Source organism: Rahnella sp. PAMC25559 (assembly GCF_050632365.1).
Lineage (GTDB): Bacteria > Pseudomonadota > Gammaproteobacteria > Enterobacterales > Enterobacteriaceae > Rahnella > Rahnella rivi.
Genome location: NZ_CP192543.1, coordinates 4,609,727 through 4,634,126, shown reverse-complemented (window position 1 = coordinate 4,634,126; position 24,400 = coordinate 4,609,727). Strand labels below are relative to the sequence as shown.

The window sequence follows — 24,400 nt, the reverse complement described above, 5'->3', positions numbered from 1 at the left end:
TTGTTATTCATTATTTTGCGGCAGCGGCGGCTTCTTTGATCCAGCCGTCAAAAGTGGCCTGATGCGCTTTGATCCAGCCGTCAACGTGTTGCTGAATGTCGGCTGAAGAGGATTCCCCTTCATGCATCCGCAGGTTCTGTGCATTCACGTCGCTCAGTGGCAGTTGCATGATGGCGAACAGTTTTGCCGCTGCCGGGTTTTTCTCAGCCCAGGCTTTGTTGGCGACAATGTGCTCGTTATTGACCGGGAAACCGTAGTTTTTGCCGTTAGGCAGCGTGGTATCCATGTCTTTCTGTGAGCCCGGTGTGGCAGAGAACGGCACGGTCAGCCAGACCACGTCTTTGCCGGGTTTCAGTTCGTTGCTCACCCAGTACGGTGTCCAGGTGAAATACAGCACCGGCTTGCCGGATTTATAGCGGGTCAGCGTGTCGGCGATAATGGCCGAATAGTTGCCCTCGTTTTGCGTCACGGTATCGCTCAGGCCATAGGCTTTGATTTGCGTATTCACTACCGCGCCGCACACCCAGCCCGGATTACAACCGGCCATATCGGCTTTTCCGTCACCGTCGGCGTCAAACAGTTTGGCGAGTTTCGGATCTTTCAGCTGCGATAAATCATGAATGTTGTATTTGTCAGCGGTTTTCTTGTCGATCAGATAACCCTGCGCCGCGCCCTTGATGTAAGTGCCCTGACGGTAGAACTTCTGGTCGCCACCGGCTGCGGTGTACATGTCTTTTTGCAGCGGCTCCCAGTTCACGGCCATGTAGGTGGAATCGCCGCTGGCAATCGCGGTGTAGGCGACGTTGTAATCCACTTCGCCGGTTTGCTGAACGTCATAACCGAGTTTTTCCAGCGCGCGGTTGACCAGTTCGGTCTGGAATGTTTCTTCCGCGATGGTGCTTTGCAACGGTTTGACGACCACGCCTTTGCCCGGTAAATCGGCAGCGAAAGCGGCAGGTGTTGCTACTGCTAATGCGAGGATGAGTGTTTTGATCGGTGTTTTATTCTGAGTTGTGCGCATGGTGAACCCTTATTCTTGCTGGTGAATACGTAAGAGTGGACTGCGTTTTTTCGCTTTGAGAGTTCCCGGCGGCGAACCGCCGGGAGAAGTGCAGTGCCTGAATCAGGCTTTTTTGGCGAATGGCTTCATCACCAGGCCGACAGGACCGCGGGTGAACCAGCGGTGACCGCCTTTACTGCGACTGTCGCGACCCATGGACTGTGTCAGACGGTCGAGGATGATGGCGAGGATAACGATACCCGCACCCCCGACTGAGGCCAGACCCATGTCCAGACGGCCAATACCGCGCAAGACCATCTGACCCAGACCGCCCACGGCGATCATCGAGGCGATAACCACCATCGACAGCGCCAGCATCAGCGTCTGGTTAATACCGGCCATGATGGTCGGCATGGCCAGCGGCAGCTGTACTTTGAACAGCAACTGGCGCGGGCTGGAACCAAACGACTTGGCGGCTTCGATCAGATCTTCCGGAACCTGATTGATACCCAGAATGGTCAGACGCACCACCGGTGGCAGGGCAAAGATGATCGTCACGACCACGCCCGGCACGTTACCGATACCAAACAGCATCACGATCGGCACCAGATACACGAACGCCGGTGTGGTTTGCATGGCATCAAGCAGTGGCCTGATAATTTTCGCCGCCCGCTGACTGCGCGCCAGCCATATTCCGAGCGGAAGGCCTATCAGAATACAGAAGAACAGCGACGTCAGAACCAGCGCCAGCGTCACCATTGCCTGTGACCAGGCACCGATCGCGCCGATCAATACCAGAGACACCAGCGTGGCGGCACCCATGCCTAACCCCGCCATCTGCCAGGCGATCAGCGCAAACACTAAGATCGCAATCGGTGCAGGCAGCGTTTCCAGACCGTGCTGGAAGCCGCTCAGGACGAAATCGACCGGTACGCGGATCCCCTGGAATACCGGACGGAAATTCGTGACCAGCCAGTCGATCCCTTCCGTCACCCAATGGTCGAGCGGGATCAGCGTACTGTGGAACGGATCGAGAATAGAAAAATGCTGATGCTGTTCGGGTGCGACGCTCAGCCAGTCATTGGCCTGTGCTGCGGCGTGGTGCGTGGTATCCGGCGCGCTGGTAGCGGCATCGCTGTCGCCGCCCCAGGGATCGCTGCTGCCCGCATCGGCTGGCGCAGCAGAAGTGGCGGCGTCGGCTTGTGGCGCCACACCGCCGCTGGCGTTATCGGCACTCCACGGATCGATGGACGGATCCAGCGCCTGAGCCTGTGCGGCCTGTGCGTGCTGAGTGACTGAGTTCGTGATATGTGAAGTGCTCATTCGTTACCCCCTTCTTTGTCCAGCGCCTGAAGCAGCATGGCTTTGGAAATAATACCGATATAGTTATTGTCCTCATTGACCACCGGCACGGCGCAAGGCGCAGCGGCGACCAGAGAAATCAGTTCGCTGAGCGGCATGTCTGCCTGCACCGGTGCCGGAGATTCCAGCAGGGCGCTTTCCAGCGGCTGATTAGCTTTCAGCGCGGTTTTCAGGGATTCGATCGACACAACGCCGATGAATTTCTGTCCACGCTCAAGCACATAACCATATTCGCGGTCTTCATCTTCCAGCAGCTTAAGCGCGGCACGGGGACCAAAACCGGGGGTTTTACGAATGAGTGCGCCACGACGGCGCGCAATGTCTTTGGCACTGAATACCTGGCTGATATCCACGCCACGGAAGAAGGTACGGACATAGTCGTTGGCCGGGTTATTCAGAATATCTTCCGGTGTGCCGACCTGTACCACTTCGCCGCCCTGCATAATGGCGATGCGATCGCCGATGCGCATGGCTTCATCTAAGTCATGAGAAATAAACACGATGGTGCGCTGATGCTGAGCCTGAAGCTTCACCAGCTCATCCTGCATTTCGGTACGGATTAACGGGTCAAGCGCCGAGAAGGCCTCATCCATCAGCAGAATGTCGGGGTTATTGGCCATGGCGCGGGCTAAGCCGACACGCTGACGCATACCGCCGGACAGTTCATCAGGGTAAGAATTAGCATAGTTTTCCAGCCCGACCTGACGCAGCGCATCCAGCGCTTTGGCATTACGCTCTTCCACCGGCAGACCGGCGAGCTCCATCCCGAACGCGGTGTTATTCAACACGGTCAGGTGTGGCATCAGCGCAAAGGACTGAAACACCATACTGATTTTGCTTCGGCGCACCTGGCGCAGTTTTGCTTCTGAGATTTTAGCGATGTCTTCGCCGTCGATCAGCACTTCGCCGCGGGTGGGCTCTATCAGACGATTGAGAAGGCGTACCATGGTGGACTTACCGGAACCGGATAACCCCATGATGACGAAAATCTCGCCTTCTTCAATGGCCAGACTGGCATCTTTAACGCCAAGTGACAGACCGGTTTTCTCAAAAATTTCTTCTTTACCCTTGCCTGCGTCGATCATCTTGAAAGCGCGATCCGGGTTTTCGCCAAATACCTTATAAAGATTCTTTACTTCGATTTTAATTGCCATGCAATGTGCATTCCTTGGATATAAATAGCCGTATCGGCTCGATGTCTAGTTTTTCTGTTGGACCGTATAGGATCTTACCTGTAACGAAATAGTGAACGCGTTATACCCTAACACATCGACATTCTGAGACAAGTCTCAATGTTTCCGAGGAATATTCATGATTGTGTTCCTGGTTACCTATTTATCTGTATTTGCAGTGTTTAATTACGGTAAATCCGCATTGACAATTAATGACACATTACCCCGTGCGATGACGGGGGGTTAATCGCTAATTTAACGGCAGTGCATTTTTGCTTTTAATATATTTAATACATTGATTTTATTGGTTTTAATATCTTTTGTTTTTGTGGGGTTTTAGGGTGAAATAATTGCGTGATTTATATCAAATTAATGCCGCTCATCTAGTGCGTATTGACAGGTGTAAATAGAGATTTCAGATTTATGTGAAAGGCGTGAATTTACCGGTTGTCTGAAAGCGACATGCGTTGTGAAATTATCGCCTAAAGCAGTGGGGGAGGCGGGAAATTCGCCGGCGATGAGGCCGGCGGTGCGGGGGAAATTGGTCAGGAAAAACAGCCGAAATTCGTCATCAGGATGCGGATTTTTCCGGGTCTGCTATTTTGCGATACAGCCGCCTCGGGTGGCCGATATTTCCATACTGCATCTCGACGCCGATAAAGCCCATTTCCACGCAATATTCCAGATAACGGCGGCCGGTCGTTTTGCTGATCCCGACCTCTTCCACCACCTGTTCAACAGACCAGCTGACCTCAGGCCTGGCGTTAAATACCCGCTGAACCAGTTCCAGCGTATTGGGCTCGATGCCTTTCGCGGAAGGGGCGGGCGGCGTGTCGCTGGCGGGCAGGTTGAACAACCGGTCCAGCGCGCGCTGATCGACCACTTTGACATGGCGCAGCGTTTGTACCAGCTGCATAAAACGTTCAAGCGAGCTGCGCAGGCGATGGAATGACACCGGTTTGATGATGTAATCGAACGCGCCGCTGCGCATGGCCTGGCTACAGGTTTGCATATCGCTGGCGGCGGTAATGAAAATCACCGAGCAGTCGAAGCTTTTCAGTAACGGGCTGTCAATCAGATCCACGCCCTGGCCGTCGGGCAAATAGTTATCCAGCAGGATCAACCGTGGCTGATGCAATCTCAGCTGCGTACGCGCCTGCTCAAGCGTCGAGGCCAGGCCGACCACGCGCAGATTGAAATTTTGTTCGATAAAATCGCGGTGCAGACCAGCAAGGTGCGGTTCATCTTCCACAATCACGACATCGAGTGCGCTGCTGTTATTCATGTTTCTTTCCTGTTGAAGCATCCGACGTCGTCGGGATAAACACTGAAAAAATCGTCCCCTGCGGCGTATTGTCTGAGATTTCGATGCTGCCGCCCGCCTGACGGACGTAACTCGCCACCAGATACAGACCGATGCCATGTTCTGCACCGGTCATCTCATCACCGCTCAGCGGCTTGGTGGTGACGCCCTGTTCGAACAGATGCGGCTTGAGGGCGTCGTCCACGCCGCCGCCGCGATCGGCCACCTCAATCAGCAGTTCGTGGTTTCTGTCGGAGATGTACAGCTCCACCGGCACAGCCGCTGTCCCGGCGTTGAGGGTGGCGTCCACGGCGTTGTCCAGCAGATTACCGATAACCGACATCAGCTCGGTTTCACTGATGGCCGCCGGAATGCGCAGTAACTGACAGGCCGGATCGAACGCCAGTTCGACGCCTTTTTCCCGCGCGCTGACGTATTTCCCCAGCAGCAGGCCGCACAGCGCAGGCGACGTAAAGCGCGCCGACACAAAATCCAGCACGGCCTGCGCGCCTTCGGACTGTGCCTGAATGTAGCGCATCGCGTCGTCGTAGCGCTGCATTTGCAGCAAACCGGCCAGCGTCGCGGTCCAGTTCAGCTGTTCATGACGCATGATGCGCAGGTTATCCGCATAGCGTTTCACCTGGCTCAGCTGGCTGCTCAGCGTATTAATGTCATTTTTATCGCGAAAGCTGAATACCCATCCGCTCTCTTTGCCGGGCTCAAGCTCAATCGGAACGCGGTTAACAATCACCTGTCGCTGATTAAGCACGGTAATCTGATCGTGGCGGCTGCTGCTGGCGGGGTTATCTTCCGCGACACCGCTTTGGGTAAAGAATGTCGGCGGCGTTTCAAGCACCTCATTCAGCGGTTTGCCGAGCAGCTGGTTTTCGGGCTGGCGAATATCCAGCAGTTCTCTTGCCGCGCGGTTAATTAAAATCAGCTGCTTCTGGCCGTCAATCGCAAATACACCTTCATACATGGCTTCCAGTAAGGCTTTCTGCTGGCGCACCAGCAGCGCAATATCTTTGGGCTCCAGCCAGAACATCTGTTTTTTTACGTTGCGGGTAAACACCCACGAAAAAATAAACAGCAGCAGTAAAAGCAGCATGCCGTATAAACCGGCCTGCGCCAGACGGCGGCCATTGATATTGTCGATGTAAGACGTCAGATAACCGACGGAAACAATGCCGATCACCTGTTTACTGGCATTCAGGATCGGCGCCTTGCTGCGTAATGACACGCCAATCCCGCCCTGACGCACCGAAATAATGGTTTTGCCGGCCAGCACTTCTGCGTTATCCCCGCCAATCATCGGCAGATCTATTCGCTCCGGCGATTCGGAATGATAAAGATGTCGCTCGCGCACGTCGCCAATGACGATATAACTGGCATCACTTTGATCACGCAGCGGCTGAATTAACCGGGCAATGCCTGCCACGTCGCGATCGGCGACTTTCTGCGCCAGCCCCGGCATCAGCGCGATTTCACTGGCCTGAACCCGTGCCCGCTGGCCGAGATCGTGATGCAGTTGCCGGTCGATCACGTGAAATAAAATCGCGCCCAGCAGCGCTAACAGCAGGCACGAAAATAACACCAGAGATAAGAAGAGTTTTACCTGAAAAGGTAATCTGCGTTTCATACAACCTGCCACGGAGAAAGTCACCTGCCACGGGGAAAATCAAAAGCCACACATCGAATAACCCTATCACGGCACAAATGCCATCGTCATCGGGCAACGGCAGAGTTGTGAACGGGCAATTAAATTCGTCTTTATTTCACGCAGTAATTACAGGGTTAATATGGGTTTTTACTACTAATCTGATAATCCTTATAAATGCCGTCGCATTAACACCATAAAAACCATAACAACCTTAATCCCTGCGGGTTTAATTTGAACAAACTCACATCCGCCCTGACGCCCTGTTTTTTATGCTGGCACTCTCAATAAAAAAGTCACGATAAGAAAAGGGCGATGTCATGAGCACAACCGACGATTCCTACATTGTTGTTAAAGAAGACACCAAAAAATCCACAGCCTCCGCCAGACAAAAATGGTGGCATATTTTGGATAACTACAAGATAGGGATTATTCCGCTGCCTTTCTTCCTGCTGGCGGGGGTGCTTATCCTGCTCGATTGCCTCAATGGCAAACTGCCGAGCGATATCGTCGTGATGGTGGCCACGCTGGCCTTCTTCGGATTTGCCTGCGGCGAGTTTGGCAAACGTCTGCCGGTGGTGGGAAAACTGGGTGCGGCAGCGATCTGCGCCACCTTTATACCTTCAGCGATGGTGCATTACGGCCTGCTGCCGGACGTCGTGGTGGATTCCACGGTGAAATTCTATAAATCCACCAACATTCTCTATCTCTACATTTGCTGCATTATCGTCGGCAGCATCATGAGCATGAACCGTCAGGTGCTGATCCAGGGGTTTATGCGCATATTTGTGCCGATGCTGTGCGGTGAAATCGTCGGGATGCTTGCCGGGATGGCCGTGGGTACGGCGTTAGGGTTACCGCCGGTGCAAACTTTCTTCTTCCTGATCCTGCCGATCATGGCCGGTGGGGTGGGCGAAGGGGCGATCCCGCTGTCGATGGGTTACGCCACGCTATTGCATATGGAGCAAGGCGTGGCGCTGGGCCGTATTCTGCCGATCGTCATGCTGGGCAGCCTGACGGCGATCGTGCTGGCTGGTGTACTTAACCAGATCGGCAAACGTTATCCGCATCTGACCGGCGAAGGCCAGCTGATGCCTTCTAAAAAAGGCCAGATGGGCAGCGGCACCGACGAGTTTGAGGGCAATCCGGGCGTGAATGCGCTGGCCTGCGGTGCGCTGCTGGCGATCTTGTTGTACATGGTGGGCATGCTTGGACAGAAGTGGATCGGCCTGCCCGCGCCGGTCGGCATGTTATTTGCGGCAGTGGTGGTGAAGCTGGCGAACGGGATTTCTCCGACCATTCAGCACGGATCGATGGCGGTCTATAAATTCTTCCGCACCGCCGTGACTTACCCGGTGCTGTTCGCGGTCGGCGTGGCGATCACCCCGTGGCAGGAGCTGATCGACGCTTTTACCGTGCAAAACCTGCTGGTGATCGTCACCACGGTGGTGGCGCTGGTGGCGACCGGCTTTTACGTCGGCAAGAAAATCGGTATGCACCCGATCGATGTGGCGATCGTCTCCTGCTGCCAGAGCGGGCAGGGTGGCACCGGCGATGTGGCGATCCTCACGTCCGGTAACCGCATGACGCTGATGCCGTTCGCGCAAATTGCCACGCGCATCGGCGGGGCGATCAACGTTTCCGTCGGGCTTTTCGTGCTGGCGAAGTTCTTCTCCTGAGCCTTTCTCAGCGCCCTCCTGCGGGAGGGCGTTGTTTCATAGGATAATTTCGGCGAGTCCTATTATGGACTGTTTTTCGGCTGGTTATTTTTCACCTGTCGTTTATTATTTGCGCACTCAACGACGAGTCACCCGCCCCGTTTGCTGGTTTACAGGTAAGGAAGAATAATATTTTTCAGAAAAGATCTCTCACATGTTTCGTTTTAAAACATTTATCTCTGCATTATTAATTTCTTCTCCTTTATTAGTCAGCATGAATTCTTTTGCATTTGATTTGCCAGGTGAATTCAGGGCGATCGGTAACCATCAGTTTGCCGACAATGAACTTTTCAATATAAAAGAATCCGCCGTTTATGACGGAAATACAGGCCGGTCAAAAAACATTAAATCGGCGTTGTTATCTGAATATTCAAACTGGAAAGGCACCCAGTATCACTGGGGCGGCACCACACACCAGGGGGTGGATTGCTCCGCGCTGATGCAGCATATCTTTAATGATTCACTGCACAAAAAATTGCCGCGCACCACGTTTGAACAAATCAGGAATGGCCGGGCAGTCAGTAAAAATAATCTTAAACCCGGCGATTTAGTATTTTTCAAAACCACGCCAGGGGATCGCCACGTTGGCGTATACATCGGTGAAGATCAATTTATTCATGCTTCCAAAATTGAAGGCGTCACTATTTCTTCACTGGATAATCAGTATTGGGTAGACCATTACGAAACGGCTCGCCGTTTAGAACTCACCGCATAACGCTTTATAAATAACCATAAAAGTTAAAACTGCGGGATATTTATGGTTTCGATTTATATTTCGTAAATGATGAAATAAGTATTTCTAAATTGAAATACGACTATTTTTAGCAGAGAATTATTTAGCGGTTCGTCACTATCTCACTTGTTTAGGATATTTTATGAAGTCAGTTTCAACCCGAAGTATTGCAGGAATGCTCGCTGTTATTGTTATTGCAGGCTCCATGCTTGCAGGATGTGATTATAAATCTACCGGAGATAAAAATATGAAATTCGCAAATATTGAGCAAATCATGATCGACTCAGGCCTGGCAGCTCAGGAAAAAACGCATCTGGAACAGGTGCATCAGAGCCTGCAGGACGGCGCTAAATTAGTGGAAGAGAATTATAAAACGCTGCCACAGGATAAAGTTCCTCAGGCCCGTCAGGCTGATGCTAACGTACTGAATGCACAATGGCAGGCTCAACAAATGGCTGCGCGTAATGCTGTAGTAGCAGAAGTGAAAACGGTCACGGAGCAATACCGTGAAGAGCATAAAATTGATGCAATCATGCCTGTGCAAAGTGCAATGAGTTATTCAAAAGATCTGGATGTGACGGCGGATCTGGTGGCCAAACTGAAAGATGTGAAAATCAAATTTGGTGAAGTGCCGACTATTTCTCATAAAGAAGCTGCACCGGCAACCGCTCAGCCTGCTAAAGAACCCGCTGAAAGCGTGAAATAATCAGCAGCACCCGTTGTTAATAATGTTTTAAATGAAAGCTAAGTGCCCCTAATTAAATGACCCTGTATCGGGGGTTTAATTAAGGGCACTTTTTTTTACAATATTATTTATCGGAAGATGCCTGCCACAGATTCAGTTGCCCGTCCGCCACATGCTTATCTATCGCCGTTAACTCTTCAGCTGTGAAACGCAGATTTTCCAGCGCTTTCACGTTTTCATCCAGTTGCTCAGGGCGACTGGCCCCGATCAGCACCGACGTCACACGTTCGTCTTTCAGTAACCAGCTCAGCGCCATCTGCGCCATGGTCTGGCCGCGCTGTTGCGCCATTTCATTGAGCAGTTGCAGACTCTTCAGATTGGCTTCGCTGAGCATATTGGCATTCAGCCCGCGCACCTTATTCCCTTCCACCTGCATCCGCGACCCGTCCGGGATCCCGTTGAGATATTTACCGGTCAGCAGGCCCTGCGCCAGCGGCGTAAACGCGATACAGCCCGCGCCGTTTTGCTCCAGCGTATCCAGCAAACCGCTCTTATCGACCCAGCGGTTGAGCAAATTGTAAGACGGCTGATGAATAAGCAGCGGTACTTTCAGCTCACGTAACAGCTCCGCCATTTTCTGCGTGCGTTCCGGTGAATAAGACGAAATCCCGACATACAGCGCTTTGCCACTTTGCACCGCATATGCCAGCGCGGCGGCGGTTTCTTCCATCGGTGTTTCTTCATCCACACGGTGCGAATAGAAGATATCAACGTAATCCAGCCCCATGCGTTGCAGGCTCTGGTCGAGGCTCGCCAGCAGATATTTGCGTGAACCGCCCGCACCGTAAGGCCCCGGCCACATGTCGTATCCGGCTTTGGTCGAGATGATCAGCTCATCGCGATAAGGGGCAAAATCCTGTTTGAGCAAACGGCCAAAATTCTCTTCGGCGGAACCCGGAGGCGGACCATAGTTATTGGCTAAATCGAAATGGATAATGCCTAAATCGAAGGCTTTTTGCAGCAAGGCGCGTTGTGATTCCAGCGGGCTGACGTGACCGAAGCTATGCCACAGGCCGAGCGAAAGGGCGGGGAGTTTTAAACCGCTCTGACCGCAGCGGCGAAATTGCATGGTTTCATAGCGGGAGGGGGAGGCCGTATAAGGCATGATGTTTCCTTTTTCTGATCGTGTAGGGTTTTGAAACACTGTTTCTATACTAACGCTCAGAAAAATAACGGCAACAGCAGAAAGCGGGGTTTATGTCAGCCCTCCGCGATGAAGGGGAGGGCGAAGACATCAGAAATCCCAGTCCTCATCTTCGGTGTTGACGGCTTTGCCGATCACATAGGAAGAGCCGGATCCGGAGAAGAAATCGTGGTTTTCGTCGGCGTTTGGCGATAATGCGGAAAGGATCGCCGGATTCACATCCGCCATGCTGGCCGGGAACAGGGCTTCGTAACCGAGGTTCATCAGCGCTTTATTGGCGTTGTAATGCAGGAATTTCTTCACGTCCTCGCTCCAGCCTACGCCGTCGTACAGTTCTTCGGTGTAGCGGATCTCGTTGTCGTACAGATCCTGAATCAGATCAAACGCCTGCTCTTTGATCTGACGCTGACGTTCTTCGCTTTCCAGCGCCAGCGCTTTCTGGAATTTATAGCCGATGTAGTAACCGTGAACCGCTTCATCGCGGATGATCAGACGGATCAGATCGGCAGTGTTGGTCAGTTTGGCGCGGCTCGACCAGTACATCGGCAGATAGAAACCGGAATAAAACAGGAAGGATTCGAGGAATACGCTGGCGACTTTCTTCATCAGCGGATCTTCGCCGTCGTAATACGACAAAATGATCGCCGCTTTATTTTGCAGCGCGACGTTTTCTTCGCTCCAGCGGTAGGCCTCATCCACGTCCACGGTGGCGCACAGCGTCGAGAAAATCGAGCTGTAAGAACGCGCATGCACCGCTTCCATAAAGCAGATATTCGAATAAACCGCCTCTTCGTGTGGCGTCACCGCATCTTTCATCAGCGTCGGCGCGCCGACCACGTTTTGCACGGTATCCAGCAGCGTCAGGCCGGTAAACACGCGGATGGTCAGCTGCTTTTCCTGCGCGCTCAGCGTCGCCCAGGAAGGAATATCGTTCGACAGCGGCAGCTTTTCCGGCAGCCAGAAGTTGGAGGTCAGACGGTTCCACACTTCCAGATCTTTATCGTCCTGAATTTTGTTCCAGTTGATGGCTTTGCTGACTGGCTGCGGTACTAACAATTGTTTTACTGCACTCATTTTATCGTCCTTTCAATCGGTTACAGCGTACAGGAAACGCAGCCCTGAACTTCAGTGCCTGCCAGCGCCATCTGACGCAGCCGAATGTAATAAATGGTTTTGATGCCTTTGCGCCAGGCGTAAATCTGCGCTTTGTTGATGTCGCGCGTGGTGGCGGTATCGCGGAAGAACAGCGTCAGCGACAGCCCCTGATCGACGTGCTGCGTGGCTTCGGCATAGGTATCGATAATTTTTTCCGGCCCGATGTCGTAGGCATCCTGGTAGTAATCCAGATTGTCGTTGGTCATAAACGCCGCCGGATAATAGACACGGCCAATCTTGCCCTCTTTGCGGATTTCCACGCGGGACACAATCGGGTGAATACTCGACGTCGAATTATTGATGTAAGAAATAGAACCGGTCGGAGGCACCGCCTGTAAATTCTGGTTATACAGGCCATGCTGCATCACGGAAGCTTTCAGCGCCGCCCAGTCTGCGGTGGTCGGAAGGGCAATTCCGGCGTCGGCAAACAGTTCGCGCACGCGGTCCGTTTTCGGCTGCCATTTTTCGGCCTGCGCGTCATCGACATATTTGTCGAAATAGGTGCCGCTGGCGTAGGTGGAATCGTTGAAACCTTTAAACGACTGCTGGCGCTCAATGGCGATCTGGTTCGACGCGCGGATCGCATGGAAAGCCACGGCACAGAAATAGATATTGGTGAAATCCAGACCTTCTTCCGAGCCGTAATAAATACGCTCGCGGCACAGATAACCGTGCAAATTCATCTGACCCAGGCCGATGGCGTGTGAATCCTGATTTCCCTGATCGATAGACGGCACCGAGCGGATGTTGCTCATGTCCGACACGGCGGTCAGCGCACGCACCGCCATTTCCACCGTGTTGCCGAAATCCGGTGAATCCATCGCCGAGGCGATATTCAGCGAGCCGAGATTACAGGAGATGTCTTTACCGATTTCCTGATAGGAGAGGTCTTCGCCGTAGATCGTCGGTGAATTCACCTGCAAAATCTCCGAACACAGGTTGCTCATGTTGATGCGACCTTTGATCGGATTGGCACGGTTGACCGTGTCTTCAAACATCATGTACGGATAGCCAGATTCAAACTGAATTTCCGCCAGCACCTGGAAGAATTCGCGCGCGTTGATTTTGCTTTTGTGAATGCGCTTGTCATTCACCATCTCGCGGTATTTCTCGCTGATGCTGATTTCAGACATCGGCACGCCATACACTTTTTCGACGTGATACGGCGAGAACAGGTACATATCTTCGTTGTTCTTCGCCAGTTCGAAAGTAATGTCCGGAATGACCACGCCCAGCGAGAGCGTTTTAATGCGGATTTTCTCGTCGGCGTTTTCACGTTTGGTATCGAGGAAACGCAAAATGTCCGGGTGATGGGCGTTCAGATAGACCGCGCCCGCGCCCTGACGAGCCCCCAACTGGTTAGCGTAAGAGAACGCATCTTCCAGCATTTTCATGATCGGAATGACGCCGGAAGACTGGTTTTCGATGCGCTTAATCGGCGCGCCTACTTCGCGGATGTTGGTCAGCATAAACGCCACGCCGCCGCCGCGTTTGGACAATTGCAGTGCCGAGTTTACCGAACGCCCGATGGATTCCATGTTGTCTTCGATACGCAACAGGAAACAGGACACCAGCTCGCCGCGCTGTTTTTTGCCGCAGTTGAGGAACGTCGGCGTTGCGGGCTGGAAGCGGCCGGAAATGATCTCATCGACAAAATGACTGGCGAGCTGAATGTCGCCGCGCGCCAGCGTCAGCGCCACCATGCACACGCGATCTTCATAACGCTCGAGGTAACGCTTGCCGTCGAACGTTTTCAGCGTGTAGCTGGTGTAATACTTGAATGCACCCAGAAAGGTCTGGAAGCGGAATTTTTTGGCGTAAGCCTGTTTGAACAACGCTTTAATATCGTCAAATGCGTACTGATCCAACACCGCAGCTTCGTAATAGCCTTCTTCCACCAGATAGCGCAACTTCTCTGCCAGATTATGGAAAAACACGGTGTTTTGATTCACGTGTTGCAGAAAATACTGACGCGCCGCCAGCCGGTCTTTATCGAACTGGATGCGACCTTCGGCATCGAACAGATTGAGCATGGCGTTGAGCGCGTGATAGTCCGGGCTGGAGGTGTCCGCCTCGGTGAGATTCATTTCTGTCGTTGCCAAAATTCAGTAACTCCCTGTGTAACCTTTGCAACGTCTTCCGGCGTACCCAGTAATTCAAAGCGATACAGGTAAGGGACCTGACACTTCTGGGCGATGATGTCACCGGCAATGCAATACGCTGCGCCGAAATTGGTATTCCCGGCGGCGATAACGCCGCGGATGAGTGAACGGTTGTGTTCATCGTTCAGAAAACGGATCACTTGTGTCGGTACCGCGCCTTTGGCCGATCCGCCGCCGTAGCTCGGCACCACTAAAATGTACGGTAAGTCGACACGCAATTTTTCTGGCTGGCGATCTATCGGGATGCGGATCGCCGGCAATCCTGTTCTGCCGACGAAGCGATGGGTGTTTTCTGAACTGCTGGAAAAATAGACCAACGGATTCATCCGCCGGCCCTCAGAACGCGTTCTGAAGCTGGCGCAGGGCGCTGATTTTGTCCGGACGGAAACCGGACCAGTGATCGTCACCGGCAACAATCACCGGAACCTGCTGATAACCCATGGCGCGAACCTGGCCGAGCGCCTGATCGTCCTGGGTTAAATCGATCACTTCATAGGCAATGCCATGTTTATCTAGTGCACGGTAAGTCGCATTGCACTGGACACAGTCTGGTTTACTGTAAATAATAATGCTCATGATTCGTATTTCCATTTGGTAAGAAATCAGAGACAATTTTTGCCTTCCCGCTGTGCGGCTGCTTCAGCCGGGGGAAAGACGCGAGAGTCGGTGCCTTCATGGCGTCCCGATGGATTGAATACTAGATGTGGTGATTAAAATATTCAACCACACAATATGTAGATATTTCAAAAATGCTTATTGCAAAAATGACAAAGCCCGCAGGCAGCGGGCTGGAGAGAGAAAACTTTTTTTGACCCGATTTGTTGCGCAACGCGGCGCTAGAATGTGTTCAAAAAATAAACACTACACTTTCAAAAAGTTACTGGCGCATGCCGACGGCGAGGCGGTTAAACGCATTCATCAGACCAACAGCAAATGTCAGTTCTGATATTTCCACGTCGCTGAACTGTGCTTTCAGTGGCGCAAATGCCTCATCCGGTGCGCCGGTTACTGCCACAAGCGTCAGGGATTCCGCCCACGCCAGCGCCGCACGTTCACGCTCTGAATACGCATGGCTGACCTGCCAGCCCGCCAGCTGATCCAGTTTGGTCTGCGCGACATCCATTTTGCGCAATGCTTTGGCATGCATATCCAGGCAGTAGGCGCAGCCGTTAATTTGCGAAACCCGCAGGAATGCCAGCTCGATGATCACATTATCCAGCGGGCCGTTTTCCAGCGCACCGAGCGCCGCTTTCATGGGTTCCATCACGGAAGAAGACAGGGAATAGTAAGGCAGGCGAAGTGCGGTCATGATGATTTCCTCTGGGATTTTGGTGTAAACAGTGACGCACGGCGCGTCTCAATGAACGCCACTTTACGCTGTACATGGTCTATACTACAGGGCCATAAAATGTCTATTTAAGCAGGTCATGAATGAGCCGTTTCAGCCTTGCCTTTCAGCTCGATCCCCGACACAAAGAACCGCTTTACCGGCAGATTTATCAGCGGGTAAAACAGGCGATCATGACAGGGCAACTTAAACGCGACAGCCGCGTGCCGTCGGTGCGGGCGCTGGCCAGTGAACTCGGCGTGGCGCGCGCCACCGTTGAAAATGCCTATGGCCTGCTGACGGCAGAAGGGTTTCTGCAAAGCCGCGGACAGGCCGGAACGGTGGTCAGCGCGCCGCAGAGCTTATCCGCCCCCGCGCCCTCGCCGGTGAGAAAAAACGCCGTGCCCAAACCCATTAACCCGATGCTGCCATCCGTGTCTTCGCTGCCTTTTCAGCTCGGCCTTCCGGCGCTGGATGCGTTTCCCCGTGCAATCTGGTCGCGCATTGTTTCAAGGCAAATCCGTCACACCAGCATGAACGATTTAGGCCATCCGCCGCTGGCCGGTACCGACGGTTTACGCCATTCCGTCGCCCGTTATTTGCAGCTTTCCCGGGGTTTCACCTGCCGCCCGGAGCAGATTTTTATTTGCGCCGGATATGCACCGCTGCTGGATCTGGTCATCGGCAGCCTGTTAGAACCGGGCGATGGCGTATGGCTGGAGGATCCGGGGTATCCGGTGACGCAGGCATTTTTCCGCGCAGCCGGGGCGGTGCCGATGGCGGTGAATGTCGATGAGGAAGGCATGAATGTGCCGCAGGCGGTGGCGCAGCACCCCAACGCGCGTTTCGCCGTGGTGACACCCGCGCATCAAAGCCCGACCGGCGTGACCATGAGTTTAGCGCGGCGCATGGCGCTGCTCGACTGGGCGGCGAAACAGCAGGCGTGGATTATCGAAGATGACTACGACAGCGAGTTCCGTTATCACGGGCAGCCGCTGCCCTCGCTGAAAAGCCTGGATACGCAGGGGCGTGTGATTTACGCGGGGACGTTCAGCAAAGTGATGTTCCCGGCGCTGCGCTGCGGTTATCTGGTGGTGCCTGAAAGTCTGGTGGAAAAGATCGAGGCGTATTGCCCGTTGCGCATTTGCGGCACGCCGCCGCTGATACAAAACAGCATTGCGGAATTTATCGAACAGGGGCATTTTTACCGGCACCTGAAACGGATGCGTCAGGTTTATGCCGAGCGGCGCGGCTTTCTGGAACAGGCCCTGACGGCGACGTTTTCGCCGGACATCCTTCGGGTGAATCAGCAGGCCGGAGGGATCCAGCTTTGCGCCACACTCAGCCTGCATCTGGACGATGCGGCGATCGCCCGCGCTGCACGGGAGCAGGGGCTGGCAATACAGGCGTTGTCCGACTGGCAGGTGTTACGTAGCGAACGGGGCGATGCCCTTCGGCCAAACGGGTTACTGATGGGGTTTCCAAACATCTGTTCGCAGGAGCAGGCAAAGCAGTGGGTTACGCGGCTGGCAGTGGCCTTAGCTGGTGCCTGAAAATAGAAAACGGAGCCCGGAGGCTCCGTCGTCTTTTTAGCAATCGCGCAGCAATGAGGGAAGCCGCGCTGGTGTCTGTGTTTCAACCATCCCGACACAGGAGTGAGACACCTTAAATTGCCCTTTCAGTGACTAGCGACGTCCTAACAGGACACCGATCACAATACCGACTGCTGCACCGGCACCGACGCCATACCACGGATTATCTTTCACATAATCATTGGCCTGAGCGGCAGCATCACGGGCATGCTTGCTGATTTTATCGCCGTTAAAGCGTGCACGTGTATCACGTAAAACGCCCTGGGCTTTGCTGCGTAGCTTATCCAACTCATCCTTGGATTTGTTCCCGGCAGACTGAAGAACTTCATCCAGCGTGTCAGCCAGTAAGGTCACATCCTGATCAATGCTTTTTTCTACTTTATCTGTTTTCTTAAACATTCGGCCTCTCCTTGTTGAACGATTTTTTTCAGTTTTTTACTGTGTTTAAAACTGATACTTAAAGCATAGACCAAAATCCTGCATCAGCGGGTTCCACGAGAACAAATGCCTGTATTTGTAGGGGTGAGCAGGCCATGAGGCTGGTCGGAAAAGTCAGGCGTGGCGCGGACTTGCGTGACGCGGATCAGATTTTTCTGCAAGTGACGATGACGTTACAGCCAATAACATTTTTACCCCCGTTCAGCCGCGAAAACCTGTTTATACTGTTGATCCCAGTCTCAGTATTCACATCCGGTTTTGCTCATGTCTTTAAGTACGCTTCGCGCCAATCTTCAGCTCAATAAACGCATTTTGTCGTTTATGTTATTCACCTTTGTGGTCTATCTGACGATTGGCCTGCCGCTGGCCGTATTGCCGGGGTTTGTACACAACACGCTCGGTTATAACTCGGTTCTGGCCGGGCTGATTATCAGCGTTCAGTATTTCTCCACCCTGATAAGCCGCCCGCATGCCGGACGTTATGCCGATCAGCTCGGCCCAAAACGGGTGGTCATTTTTGGCCTGATTTGCTGCGGGCTCAGCGGCGTTTTCTACATGCTGGCATTTATGTTTGCGCACGTTCCGCTGGCCAGCCTGCTGCTGCTCTGCGTCGCCCGTATTTTCCTCGGCGTCGGGGAAAGCTTCGGCAGCACCGGCACCACCCTGTGGGGGATCGGCGCGGTCGGCCCGATGCACACCGCGCGGGTGATTTCCTGGAACGGCGTTGCCACCTACGGCGCAATGGCTGTCGGCGCACCGCTGGGCGTGATGCTCAATCACGGCTTTGGGCTGCCTGGCGTGGCGGTGCTGATTGTTGTTGCCGTGGTGATTGCCGCTCTGGTCGCCTGTCGCAAAGCGGCGATTTCAGTCACCGCCGGTAAACGGATCGCGTTCAGATCGGTGATCGGACGGATCGGGTTGTACGGTCTGGGTCTGGGCTTTGGCACCATCGGCTTCGGGGTGATCGCCACCTTTATCACGCTCTATTATGCCGATAAGGGCTGGAGCGGGGCGGCGTTTACTCTCACTTTATTCAGCCTCGGCTTCGTCGGTGCGCGGCTGGTGTTCGGCAATATGATCAACCGGTTCGGCGGTTTGCGGGTGTCGCTGGTGTCGTTTGTTGTCGAAATCGCAGGCTTGCTGATGATTTGGCTGGGAACCGATCCTGTCACGGTGCAGCTGGGGGCATTTCTTACCGGCTCCGGCTTCTCGCTGATTTTCCCTGCTCTGGGCGTGGAAGCTGTGAAACAAGTTCCCCCGCAGAATCAGGGAACGGCACTCGGGCTGTATTCCGCTTTTCTCGATCTCGGGCTTGGGATCACCGGGCCGGTAGCCGGACTGATGATTGCGCATCTGGGTACGCCTTCTATTTATCTGGCGGCGGCTTTTATGGTGGTGATCGCCTGGCTGCTGACCCTGAAACTCTGGCTGCAAACATCACGGCAAACATCGTCCCGCTAGCTTTTTTGATGTGTTTAGATAAATCCTAAATGCGCCAAAATTGGGGATAAAGGCATTGTCTGGCAGAGTTATTGCGGTAAGGTCGCCTTGCGGTTAAAGAAGCGAGGAGCAACCATGTATTTACGGCCAGATGAAGTGGCACGCGTTTTAGAAACATCAGGATTTGAGCGCGATTATATTGATGATAAAGCATACGGTTATCGCCGTGGCGAGTTCTATGTGTATGTGAACCGGGAAGCGCGGTTTGGCCGGACTGCCCTGGTAATACACCCGGCGATGAAAGAACGCAGCGAGCGTTTTGCCGAGCCAACGGCATCTTTTCGCAGCAGCGATGCCTACAAGAATTTCCCGCTGGATGTGTCCAGCGACAACGAAACCTACTACGGCATTTGCCACGGTTTCAGTTCACGCCAGATTTTGGCGAGTTATCTGGATAACGTGTTCAGATAAGCAGTCAGTTCAATCTGATGAGAAAAAGCCGCTGACTCAGCGGCTTTTTTGCATCTAAACCAGATGGATTTGATTATAGGTTTCGTTATAGTCGCGACGAAATTGCGCCAGCTCGAAGGGTTCGATATCCAGTTCGGCGAAGTAAAACAGCGCCAGCTCGGCGTGTTCACTGCTCAACTGCGGGGGCAGGTGCGCACGCACCAGAATATTTCGCCAGCGGACAATATTTTCAGCCGACGCATCTTTAATAAACGTGTGATAGATGAACACGACGTAGGCGGCCTTGCGGATCTCTTCCGCATAGCCACCGCTTATGGAGCGGATAAACATCTGACTCTGTCGTTTGCCCATTTCCAGCAGCATAGAATCGATATAAACCGGTTTAATTTTCAACAGACTGGCGAGTGAATCATTCGCTTTACGGGTGTCTGCCGTCATGAACCAATAACCCACAATAAAAACCACAACAATTGCAGCAAGCATAATCCATATCATTCTGGACTCTGGCCTCCGGCCTTTTCTGGCGTGATGTAAAGGTGCATGCAACACCCGATGCTGCGAGTTTATCTGCTAATGGAAAGAAATACGTGAAGGTGTGACAAAGAATTTGCGCCTGCCGGGCAGAATGTCATTGTAGGGACATGAGATATTGATGAAATCAGCCCAAAAAGCATGACCTTTTAAGGAGTCAACGATGGCCAGAAACATTGAAATCAAAGCAAAGGTAGATGATTTTTCAGCGTTGTATGAAAAGCTGGCGCTGATCAGTGACGGGCTGCCGGACATTATCGATCAGGACGACACCTTTTTTATCTGCCCGCACGGACGTCTCAAATTACGCACACTGGCACCGGATCGCGGTGAACTGATTTTTTATCAGCGCCCCGATCAGGCGGGCCCGAAAACCAGTTTTTACACGCTCACAGAAACTCAGGATCCTCACGGCCTGCGTGAAACCCTGACGCTGGCCTATGGCGCGGCTGGCCGCGTGATCAAGCAACGTACGCTGTTTATGACCGGGCAAACCCGTCTGCATCTCGACCGGGTAAAAGGTCTGGGTGATTATCTCGAGTTTGAAGTGGTGCTGGCAGATGAAGAAACGCCGGAGCAGGGCATTGCGATAGCGGAAGACTTACTGGAACGGCTGGGGATTGATCGTCAGGAACTGGTGGATCAGGCGTACGTTGATCTGCTCAAACACAAAGGGCAGCATCACACCGGCTGAGCCGGCACCGCATGCTGTTTGACCGCCTTCATGTCGAAGATGAAGGCGGTTAAGAAGTGATGACCTTATTTCTTTTCTTCCAGCGAATATGGCAGCGGCTGAATGGCCAGGTGGCTGGTCACATCTTCACGGACACGCAGTTTTGCATCGGCTTCCAGATCGTTATTCAGCACGGCCTGAACCCAGACGGTGCCGTCGTTAAGCTGTACAGCTGCCAACACCGTGCCGGTACGACGCCAGTTTTCGCCGAGTTGCATTTCAAGATCGTCTGCAGGAGCGGGCACTTTGCTGGCCTTGCCTGACAACCAGAACAGCGCACGTTTGTTGGCACCGCGGTATTTCGCGCGCGCCACCATTTCCTGACCGGCGTAGCAGCCTTTGGTAAAGCTGATGCCGTCCAGCGCCTGAATGTTAGTCGCCTGCGGAATAAACTGCACCGCGTTGGCGCTGTCAATCACCGGGAATCCGGCTTCGATATCCAGTGCCAGCCACTGCTGGCTGTCATTACGCTGCGCCTGTTCTCCCAGTTCCTCTGCCACCTGCCGGGCTTTTTCCGGGCTGGTGATAATCAGATAACGTTCGGCGGGCAACGAGAAATGCAGCAGCGTCGTTTCATCCTGTTGCACCACCGGCTGTTCAGCGGTCGGCAGCGTTGAGAACAATCCGGTCAGCGCTGCGCTGGCCTGAAAACCTGCCACGCCCAGCAGCACCACATCGTCATCGGCGGTAAAGGTGATCTTAGAAAAGACCGCATACTTTTTGATTTCAGCTAATTGCGTATCGCGCAGGTTACGGCGTTCGAGATAAGCCATACCGTCGCCGCGTTTGAACAGCCGCAGGTTACTCCACATTTTGCCTTTAGCATCGCAATGCGCGCACAGCACATGGTCATCGGCGGCCAGCGCATCGACGTCGGCAGTGACCTGGCCTTGCAGATATTTCATCGTATCCGCACCGCTCAGGGTGACCATTGCCCAGTCTTCCAGTGAAATGAGGGTCAGCGGCAGGTGGGAGGACGCAGAAGGTTTTTGCGGTGGAAACGGAAATTCGTGAGTCATTTTCTTATCCCGGTCTATGAAATGTGACTGATGCCTCATGGTAAAAGAGGCCATCACCTTTTAAAACAGTTATTGGTGCCTTTTACGGGATGCCTTCCGGAGAATGTAAAACATGCGACAGGTTTGCATCAGGTTTTACGGCACATCACGTAGATTGACAAAACAAGGCACTGAAAAGTTACTTCACATGCCAAGCGGCTGTTAGAATCGAAAAAATTCCCTTTTCGTCCCTACAAAAGAGTCTCGTTATGGAAAGCAAAAACCAACTGGATATCAATAATCGATCACAGATCCACTGGGCCTGCCGTCGCGGAATGCGCGAGCTGGATATCTCTATCATGCCGTTCTTTGAGTACGAATATGACGGTCTGGATGAGACAGATAAAGCCCTGTTTGCCCGTCTCCTGACCAACGATGATCCCGATTTATTTAACTGGCTGATGAATCACGGCGCACCTCAGGACGCTGAATTACAACGCATGGTGGCTCTCATTCAGACCCGAAATAAAGACCGTGGCCCTGTGGCGATGTGATTTAAGGGTGTCCTGGCGCAGTCAGTTGATTTCACTGGGCATTTACGGCGCAGTGATGTTGCTGATTTTGCTGGCACCCTGGCCGCCAGGCTACTGGCCCGCATGGATGACGTTGCTTTTGCTGATGCTTTTTGAATGTATCCGCAGCCAGCGGCGCATCACTGCACGCACCGGCGAGGTGATTCTGCTCGATGAGCGACGCCTGATTTGGCGAGGCCAGGAATGGCAGCTCAAACATCCGGTGTGGATGATAAGCCACGGCGCGTTGCTGTCTTTGCGGCGTGAAAAACGGAAAGGGGGTCTGGCGCAGGCGATGCGCAGTTCACGGCACCGTTTATGGCTGGCATCGGACAGTATGAGCGTGGAAGAGTGGCGGCGTTTACGCCAGATATTACTTAACTGCCGCCCACCGAACCCGAAAGAGCAGGGCTGAGGGCGGCGTCAGACGCGAAGTGCCGGAAGGGTTACAGCAGCGCATCCATTTCCAGCAGGATTTGCTCGCACCACTGTTGCAGGCGTTCGTCGGTGAGATCGAACTGATTCACATCATCGAGCGCCAGCCCGACAAAATGTTTACCGTCCGCACTCAGCGGTTTCGGGCTGGTGAACTCAAAACCTTCCGTCGGCCAGAAACCGATGAACTTCACGCCCATTGGCACCAGTTGGTGGTACAACATGCCGAGTGCATCGAGGAACCATTCGCTGTAACCGAGCTGGTCGCCCATGCCATACATCGCCACGATTTTGCCTCGCAGTTTAAGCGTCGGCAGTTGATTCCAGACGGCCTCCCAGTCTTCCTGGATCTCACCGAAATCCCATGTCGGGATGCCGAGGATCAGGATGCTGTAGTCTTCCATTTTTTCCGGATCGACATCTTTGAGGTTGTGCAAATCAACCAGATCTTCGCCCAAAATATCGCGAATTTTCTCCGCGGCCATTTCGGTGTAACAGGTGCTGGAGCCGTAGAAAAGACCAATCTTCATACTTGTTGCCATAACGTCAAAAGAATTCGAATGGTTAGCAGTGTATACCCAAAAGCACTATTTTTGCATCAGGGCTGCCCATTCGCAGGCAACCACCGTGATGAAGGGACGGGCAGATTTGGGCGGCGTTTCCTCTTAATGAAAGGCATAATGTCATCACACGCCCATTGCGCGGCCTGTACTTGCACAAAAGGAATCAGGATGCCAAACCAGGATAATGTGACCCGTCAGGGGGATAACCCTGAGCCGTCTGATCAGGCGGTGAATCAGGCCGATCAGAACCTGATGGAACAGTTTCTTGATACACTGTGGATTGAGCGCAATCTCGCAGAAAATACGCTGGCATCTTACCGTCAGGATCTGAAATCCCTGACCGGCTGGCTGCATCACCACAACACGGATCTGCTGCACGTCAGCGCCGAAGATTTGCAATTGTTCCTCGCCGAACGTGTCGAGGGCGGCTACAAAGCCACCAGTTCAGCGCGGCTGCTCAGCGCGATGCGACGACTGTTTCAATACATGAACCGCGAATCCGTTCGTCAGGATGATCCTACCGCGCTGCTCTCCTCACCCAAATTGCCACAGCGTCTGCCAAAAGATCTCAGCGAAGCGCAGGTGAGTACACTGCTCGCGTCGCCAAGTGTCGATGTACCGCTTGAGCTGCGTGACAAAGCCATGCTCGAGTTGTTGTATGCCACCGGTTTGCGTGTTTCCGAGCTGGTCGGGCTGACGCTCAGCGACATCAGTTTGCGTCAGGGCGTGGTGAGGGTGATCGGTAAAGGGAACAAAGAACGGCTGGTGCCGATGGGAGAAGAAGCGGTCTACTGGCTGGAGAATTATTTGGAGCACGGAAGGCCCTGGCTGCTGAACGGACAATCGCTCGATATCGTGTTTCCGAGTAACCGCGCGCAGAAAATGACCCGGCAGACATTCTGGCATCGCATCAAACACTATGCGATCCTTGCGGGTATTGATGCAGAGCGGTTATCTCCCCACGTGTTACGCCACGCTTTTGCCACTCATTTACTGAACCATGGCGCGGATCTGCGCGTGGTGCAAATGTTGTTAGGTCACAGTGACTTATCGACCACTCAAATTTATACGCATGTAGCGACTGAACGACTCAAACAGCTACATCAACAACATCATCCCCGCGCCTGACTGGCCGGGAAAAAGGACGAA

The 24,400-nt window shown here is 53.3% G+C and carries 25 protein-coding genes; 10 read left to right on the top strand and 15 right to left on the bottom strand.

All coding sequences use genetic code 11. The annotated features are described in order from the left end of the window. Positions 1–10 precede the first annotated feature (10 nt). From proX to ACQZQY_RS22300, 5 genes are all read right to left on the bottom strand, one after another. Positions 11–1,021 carry a glycine betaine/L-proline ABC transporter substrate-binding protein ProX gene (gene proX / locus ACQZQY_RS22320; RefSeq protein WP_056782000.1) on the bottom strand — a complete coding sequence of 337 codons (1,011 nt, stop codon included), beginning with the start codon at positions 1,019–1,021 and terminating at the stop codon, positions 11–13. Positions 1,022–1,123: 102 nt separating this feature from the next. Next, positions 1,124–2,323, bottom strand: a complete 1,200-nt coding sequence (proW, locus tag ACQZQY_RS22315; RefSeq protein ID WP_431296435.1) for a glycine betaine/L-proline ABC transporter permease ProW — start codon at positions 2,321–2,323, stop codon at positions 1,124–1,126. After that, entirely contained in the window at positions 2,320–3,516 is a 1,197-nt protein-coding gene (proV, locus tag ACQZQY_RS22310; RefSeq protein WP_056781996.1) for a glycine betaine/L-proline ABC transporter ATP-binding protein ProV, read from the bottom strand. Before proV ends, proW begins: the two co-directional genes overlap by 4 nt. A gap of 589 nt (positions 3,517–4,105) precedes the next feature. Next, on the bottom strand, positions 4,106–4,819 hold the full coding sequence (locus ACQZQY_RS22305) for a response regulator (RefSeq protein WP_056781995.1): 714 nt from the start codon (positions 4,817–4,819) through the stop codon (positions 4,106–4,108). Then, positions 4,812–6,476, bottom strand: a complete 1,665-nt coding sequence (locus ACQZQY_RS22300; RefSeq protein ID WP_431296434.1) for an ATP-binding protein — start codon at positions 6,474–6,476, stop codon at positions 4,812–4,814. Before ACQZQY_RS22300 ends, ACQZQY_RS22305 begins: the two co-directional genes overlap by 8 nt. Positions 6,477–6,814: 338 nt before the next feature. On the opposite strand from ACQZQY_RS22300, the gene ACQZQY_RS22295 reads away from it, so the two are divergent. The 3 genes from ACQZQY_RS22295 to ACQZQY_RS22285 all read left to right on the top strand — a co-directional run bounded on the left by ACQZQY_RS22295 (position 6,815) and on the right by ACQZQY_RS22285 (position 9,651). Then, complete coding sequence (locus ACQZQY_RS22295) at positions 6,815–8,173, top strand: 2-hydroxycarboxylate transporter family protein (protein ID WP_122097060.1); 1,359 nt, start codon at positions 6,815–6,817, stop codon at positions 8,171–8,173. A gap of 193 nt (positions 8,174–8,366) precedes the next feature. Then, complete coding sequence (locus ACQZQY_RS22290) at positions 8,367–8,927, top strand: NlpC/P60 family protein (protein WP_056781989.1); 561 nt, start codon at positions 8,367–8,369, stop codon at positions 8,925–8,927. 265 nt (positions 8,928–9,192) lie between these two features. Then, positions 9,193–9,651 carry a hypothetical protein gene (locus tag ACQZQY_RS22285; protein WP_156362062.1) on the top strand — a complete coding sequence of 153 codons (459 nt, stop codon included), beginning with the start codon at positions 9,193–9,195 and terminating at the stop codon, positions 9,649–9,651. Between the two features lie 103 nt (positions 9,652–9,754). Here ACQZQY_RS22285 and mgrA read toward each other — a convergent pair whose 3' ends face one another. From mgrA to ACQZQY_RS22255, 6 genes are all read right to left on the bottom strand, one after another. Next, positions 9,755–10,795, bottom strand: a complete 1,041-nt coding sequence (gene mgrA / locus ACQZQY_RS22280) for an L-glyceraldehyde 3-phosphate reductase (RefSeq protein ID WP_431296433.1) — start codon at positions 10,793–10,795, stop codon at positions 9,755–9,757. Between the two features lie 129 nt (positions 10,796–10,924). After that, on the bottom strand, positions 10,925–11,908 hold the full coding sequence (gene nrdF / locus ACQZQY_RS22275) for a class 1b ribonucleoside-diphosphate reductase subunit beta (RefSeq protein ID WP_056781984.1): 984 nt from the start codon (positions 11,906–11,908) through the stop codon (positions 10,925–10,927). Between the two features lie 20 nt (positions 11,909–11,928). After that, positions 11,929–14,091, bottom strand: a complete 2,163-nt coding sequence (gene nrdE, locus ACQZQY_RS22270; protein ID WP_431296432.1) for a class 1b ribonucleoside-diphosphate reductase subunit alpha — start codon at positions 14,089–14,091, stop codon at positions 11,929–11,931. Next, positions 14,073–14,477, bottom strand: coding sequence for a class Ib ribonucleoside-diphosphate reductase assembly flavoprotein NrdI (gene nrdI / locus ACQZQY_RS22265; RefSeq protein WP_056781980.1), 405 nt, complete (start codon positions 14,475–14,477; stop codon positions 14,073–14,075). Before nrdI ends, nrdE begins: the two co-directional genes overlap by 19 nt. A gap of 10 nt (positions 14,478–14,487) precedes the next feature. Then, complete coding sequence (gene nrdH / locus ACQZQY_RS22260; protein WP_056781978.1) at positions 14,488–14,727, bottom strand: glutaredoxin-like protein NrdH; 240 nt, start codon at positions 14,725–14,727, stop codon at positions 14,488–14,490. A 301-nt stretch (positions 14,728–15,028) separates the two neighbouring features. Further along, the gene (locus ACQZQY_RS22255; protein WP_431296431.1) at positions 15,029–15,460 is read right to left on the bottom strand and encodes a carboxymuconolactone decarboxylase family protein; all 432 of its coding nucleotides are present in this window, start codon (positions 15,458–15,460) and stop codon (positions 15,029–15,031) included. A 122-nt stretch (positions 15,461–15,582) separates the two neighbouring features. On the opposite strand from ACQZQY_RS22255, the gene ACQZQY_RS22250 reads away from it, so the two are divergent. Then, positions 15,583–17,031, top strand: a complete 1,449-nt coding sequence (locus ACQZQY_RS22250) for a PLP-dependent aminotransferase family protein (RefSeq protein ID WP_431296430.1) — start codon at positions 15,583–15,585, stop codon at positions 17,029–17,031. A gap of 132 nt (positions 17,032–17,163) precedes the next feature. Here ACQZQY_RS22250 and ACQZQY_RS22245 read toward each other — a convergent pair whose 3' ends face one another. Further along, positions 17,164–17,469, bottom strand: coding sequence for a DUF883 family protein (locus ACQZQY_RS22245; RefSeq protein WP_056781972.1), 306 nt, complete (start codon positions 17,467–17,469; stop codon positions 17,164–17,166). A 303-nt stretch (positions 17,470–17,772) separates the two neighbouring features. On the opposite strand from ACQZQY_RS22245, the gene ACQZQY_RS22240 reads away from it, so the two are divergent. Continuing rightward, entirely contained in the window at positions 17,773–18,969 is a 1,197-nt protein-coding gene (locus ACQZQY_RS22240; protein WP_056781970.1) for an MFS transporter, read from the top strand. A 114-nt stretch (positions 18,970–19,083) separates the two neighbouring features. After that, entirely contained in the window at positions 19,084–19,419 is a 336-nt protein-coding gene (locus ACQZQY_RS22235; RefSeq protein WP_056781967.1) for a DUF2002 family protein, read from the top strand. Positions 19,420–19,473: 54 nt separating this feature from the next. On the opposite strand, the gene ACQZQY_RS22230 is transcribed toward ACQZQY_RS22235, so the two are convergent. After that, on the bottom strand, positions 19,474–19,914 hold the full coding sequence (locus ACQZQY_RS22230; RefSeq protein ID WP_056781965.1) for a DUF1198 domain-containing protein: 441 nt from the start codon (positions 19,912–19,914) through the stop codon (positions 19,474–19,476). 199 nt (positions 19,915–20,113) lie between these two features. On the opposite strand from ACQZQY_RS22230, the gene ACQZQY_RS22225 reads away from it, so the two are divergent. Continuing rightward, positions 20,114–20,644 carry a class IV adenylate cyclase gene (locus ACQZQY_RS22225; RefSeq protein ID WP_056781963.1) on the top strand — a complete coding sequence of 177 codons (531 nt, stop codon included), beginning with the start codon at positions 20,114–20,116 and terminating at the stop codon, positions 20,642–20,644. Positions 20,645–20,709: 65 nt separating this feature from the next. On the opposite strand, the gene ygfZ is transcribed toward ACQZQY_RS22225, so the two are convergent. Next, a complete protein-coding gene (gene ygfZ, locus ACQZQY_RS22220; RefSeq protein ID WP_217203864.1) occupies positions 20,710–21,702 on the bottom strand; it encodes a tRNA-modifying protein YgfZ in 993 nt (330 codons plus the stop codon). Positions 21,703–21,968: 266 nt separating this feature from the next. Between ygfZ and sdhE the strand changes: the two genes are divergently transcribed. Then, positions 21,969–22,235 carry an FAD assembly factor SdhE gene (sdhE, locus tag ACQZQY_RS22215; protein ID WP_056782048.1) on the top strand — a complete coding sequence of 89 codons (267 nt, stop codon included), beginning with the start codon at positions 21,969–21,971 and terminating at the stop codon, positions 22,233–22,235. After that, positions 22,216–22,668: a protein YgfX gene (locus tag ACQZQY_RS22210; RefSeq protein WP_056781958.1), complete on the top strand. Its 453-nt coding sequence runs from the start codon at positions 22,216–22,218 to the stop codon at positions 22,666–22,668. Before sdhE ends, ACQZQY_RS22210 begins: the two co-directional genes overlap by 20 nt. A 31-nt stretch (positions 22,669–22,699) precedes the next feature. Here the strand turns inward: ACQZQY_RS22210 and fldB are convergent, their stop codons facing one another. Further along, on the bottom strand, positions 22,700–23,218 hold the full coding sequence (gene fldB / locus ACQZQY_RS22205) for a flavodoxin FldB (RefSeq protein WP_431296429.1): 519 nt from the start codon (positions 23,216–23,218) through the stop codon (positions 22,700–22,702). A gap of 285 nt (positions 23,219–23,503) precedes the next feature. On the opposite strand from fldB, the gene xerD reads away from it, so the two are divergent. Then, on the top strand, positions 23,504–24,379 hold the full coding sequence (gene xerD / locus ACQZQY_RS22200) for a site-specific tyrosine recombinase XerD (RefSeq protein WP_235533499.1): 876 nt from the start codon (positions 23,504–23,506) through the stop codon (positions 24,377–24,379). Positions 24,380–24,400 lie beyond the last annotated feature (21 nt).

Coding starts and splice junctions, on each gene's coding strand:
- proX (WP_056782000.1), bottom strand. CDS start 1,021: ATGCGCACAACTCAGAATAAAACACCGATCAAAACACTCATCCTCGCA.
- proW (WP_431296435.1), bottom strand. CDS start 2,323: ATGAGCACTTCACATATCACGAACTCAGTCACTCAGCACGCACAGGCC.
- proV (WP_056781996.1), bottom strand. CDS start 3,516: ATGGCAATTAAAATCGAAGTAAAGAATCTTTATAAGGTATTTGGCGAA.
- ACQZQY_RS22305 (WP_056781995.1), bottom strand. CDS start 4,819: ATGAATAACAGCAGCGCACTCGATGTCGTGATTGTGGAAGATGAACCG.
- ACQZQY_RS22300 (WP_431296434.1), bottom strand. CDS start 6,476: ATGAAACGCAGATTACCTTTTCAGGTAAAACTCTTCTTATCTCTGGTG.
- ACQZQY_RS22295 (WP_122097060.1), top strand. CDS start 6,815: ATGAGCACAACCGACGATTCCTACATTGTTGTTAAAGAAGACACCAAA.
- ACQZQY_RS22290 (WP_056781989.1), top strand. CDS start 8,367: ATGTTTCGTTTTAAAACATTTATCTCTGCATTATTAATTTCTTCTCCT.
- ACQZQY_RS22285 (WP_156362062.1), top strand. CDS start 9,193: ATGAAATTCGCAAATATTGAGCAAATCATGATCGACTCAGGCCTGGCA.
- mgrA (WP_431296433.1), bottom strand. CDS start 10,795: ATGCCTTATACGGCCTCCCCCTCCCGCTATGAAACCATGCAATTTCGC.
- nrdF (WP_056781984.1), bottom strand. CDS start 11,908: ATGAGTGCAGTAAAACAATTGTTAGTACCGCAGCCAGTCAGCAAAGCC.
- nrdI (WP_056781980.1), bottom strand. CDS start 14,477: ATGAATCCGTTGGTCTATTTTTCCAGCAGTTCAGAAAACACCCATCGC.
- nrdH (WP_056781978.1), bottom strand. CDS start 14,727: ATGAGCATTATTATTTACAGTAAACCAGACTGTGTCCAGTGCAATGCG.
- ACQZQY_RS22255 (WP_431296431.1), bottom strand. CDS start 15,460: ATGACCGCACTTCGCCTGCCTTACTATTCCCTGTCTTCTTCCGTGATG.
- ACQZQY_RS22250 (WP_431296430.1), top strand. CDS start 15,583: ATGAGCCGTTTCAGCCTTGCCTTTCAGCTCGATCCCCGACACAAAGAA.
- ACQZQY_RS22245 (WP_056781972.1), bottom strand. CDS start 17,469: ATGTTTAAGAAAACAGATAAAGTAGAAAAAAGCATTGATCAGGATGTG.
- ACQZQY_RS22240 (WP_056781970.1), top strand. CDS start 17,773: ATGTCTTTAAGTACGCTTCGCGCCAATCTTCAGCTCAATAAACGCATT.
- ACQZQY_RS22235 (WP_056781967.1), top strand. CDS start 19,084: ATGTATTTACGGCCAGATGAAGTGGCACGCGTTTTAGAAACATCAGGA.
- ACQZQY_RS22230 (WP_056781965.1), bottom strand. CDS start 19,914: ATGATATGGATTATGCTTGCTGCAATTGTTGTGGTTTTTATTGTGGGT.
- ACQZQY_RS22225 (WP_056781963.1), top strand. CDS start 20,114: ATGGCCAGAAACATTGAAATCAAAGCAAAGGTAGATGATTTTTCAGCG.
- ygfZ (WP_217203864.1), bottom strand. CDS start 21,702: ATGACTCACGAATTTCCGTTTCCACCGCAAAAACCTTCTGCGTCCTCC.
- fldB (WP_431296429.1), bottom strand. CDS start 23,218: ATGAAGATTGGTCTTTTCTACGGCTCCAGCACCTGTTACACCGAAATG.
- xerD (WP_235533499.1), top strand. CDS start 23,504: ATGGAACAGTTTCTTGATACACTGTGGATTGAGCGCAATCTCGCAGAA.